Annotated in this window: 3 protein-coding genes; all 3 read right to left on the minus strand. The window is 73.0% G+C overall.

The window, feature by feature from the left end; translation table 11 throughout:
* On the minus strand, positions 1-326 hold a 326-nt coding region (locus tag DQW85_RS23860), incomplete at its 3' end, for a hypothetical protein (RefSeq protein ID WP_205315359.1).
* Positions 326-1,480, minus strand: a complete 1,155-nt coding sequence (rffA, locus tag DQW85_RS23865; protein ID WP_240197385.1) for a dTDP-4-amino-4,6-dideoxygalactose transaminase — start codon at positions 1,478-1,480, stop codon at positions 326-328. The genes rffA and DQW85_RS23860, both read right to left, overlap by 1 nt.
* A gap of 75 nt (positions 1,481-1,555) precedes the next feature.
* A partial coding sequence (locus DQW85_RS23870; protein ID WP_205315361.1) for a hypothetical protein occupies positions 1,556-2,013 on the minus strand: 458 nt, incomplete at its 5' end.

Raw genomic sequence — 2,013 nt, forward strand, 5'->3', positions numbered from 1 at the left:
CTCGCCGCCGCGACCGCCAGGTCGGCCGCGGGTGCGGGCGCGCGGCCCCGGCCCGCCACCAGCCGCCAGTACACCAGGGAGTCGGCGAAGACGGGGGTCCGGCCGAGGGCGGTGAGCCGGGCGAACCAGCCGATGTGCTCGGCCGGGTAGCGGAGCACGACGACGTCGGCCTCCGACTCCCGGACCGCCTGTGCGACGGCGCCGAACGACGCCCCGGAGCCCGCGGACACGGTCAGCCGGTCCACCGAGCGGCCGAACCGGGCGGATTCGAGCGGGGACGCCTGGGCGCACACGGACGGCGCCTCGATCACGTCGTGCCAGGCCATCAGATCACCTCGTAGGAGCGGACCGCGTCGATCACCTGGGCCAGGTCCTCCTCGCCCAGGTCGGGGAAGAGCGGAAGCCGTACGAGGCGGTCCGCGACGTCCTCCGTCACCGGGCATCCACCCGGCGCCCTCCTGCCGTACCTGGTGCCCGCGGGGGAGGAGTGGAGCGGCTGGTAGTGGAAGGTCGCCTGCACGCCCCGCTCCGCGAGGTGGGCGATGAACGCCTGGCGGTTGTGCAGGTCGGGGAGGAGGAGGTAGTACAGGTGCGCCGGGTGCTCGCACCCGTCCGGTACGGCGGGCTGGGCGACGCCGCCGCTCGCGGCCCAGTCGGCCAGCCACGCGTGGTAGGCGCTCCACACCGCGTGACGACGCGACTGGATCCGCTCGAACGATTCGAGCTGCGCGGTGAGCTGCGCCGCGAGCACGTCCGACGGCAGGTAGCTCGAACCGATGTCGATCCACCGGTACTTGTCCACCTGCCCGCGGAAGAACCGGCTCCGGTCGGTGCCCTTCTCCCGGATGACCTCCGCGCGCTCGGCCAGTTCGGGCGCGTTCACCAGCAGCGCGCCGGCCTCTCCGCACTGGATGTTCTTCGTCTCGTGGAAACTCTGGGTGGCCATGCAGCCGAACGACCCGAGCGGGCGGTCCCGGTAGTGGCCGCCCAGCCCGTGGGCGTTGTCCTCGACGACGGCCAGGCCGTACCGGGCGGCCAGCCCGCCGATGGCATCCATCGCGCAGGCGACGCCGGCGTAGTGGACCACCACGATCGCCCGGGTGCGGTCGGTGATGGCCGCCTCGATCAGCCGCTCGTCGAGATTCAGCGTGTCCGGCCGGCAGTCGGCGAACACCGGTACGGCCCCCCGCAGCGCGAAGGCGTTGGCCGTCGACATGAACGTGAACGAGGGCATGATGACTTCGTCGCCGGGCCGCAGGTCCAGCAGGAGGGCGGACATCTCCAGCGCGTGGGTGCAGGAGGTGGTCAGCAGCGCCTGCCGGGCCCCGGTGATCTCCCGGAGGAGGGCGGCGGCCCGCCCGGTGAAGGGGCCGTCTCCGCAGGTGGAGCGGCCCCTTACGGCGTCTGCCAGATAGTCGAGCTCGTTTTCGGCGATGTGGGTCCGGTTGAACGGGACCGCCGTCAGGCCAGTCGCATGCACGAACGCAGTGAACAACGGGGCCGCTCCCACCGGCACGCGCGATGCGGCGCGGCTGGATGAGGCATTGCGTAAGCCTTACCTGATCTGGTAAACGGCGTAGCCGCCCGAGCGGAACCGCGGGGTCGCGTAGTCGCCGATCTCCGGCAGCGTGGTGCCGGGGCGTTCCTCGGCGAACAGCCAGCGGACACCGTGGCCGTCGCGCAGGCGGCGCATGACGTCCGCCGAAGGCGCGTGGAAGGCGGCGTCGTTGAGCCTGATCAGCTCGTCGTCCCAGAACGGGAGGCTCTCCGGAGGCAGGCCCGGACGCCACCGGCTCAGGTTGGCCGAGGTGTAGGCCCAGCCTTCGACCAGCACGCGCCGCTCCGACAGCGCCGCCACCCAGGGGAAGCGGCTGTCGCACGGCTCCTCGCGGCCCCAGCGGCAGTGCGCGTTGGTGGCCACCAGGTCGTCCGGGCCGGAGTGCGCGCGCAGCCACCGTCCGGCGGCGAGGCCGCCCTCGGGCACCACCTGCTCGGGCACCGGCCCGCGCCCCG

The organism is Nonomuraea lactucae (assembly GCF_003313395.1).
GTDB lineage: Bacteria > Actinomycetota > Actinomycetes > Streptosporangiales > Streptosporangiaceae > Nonomuraea > Nonomuraea lactucae.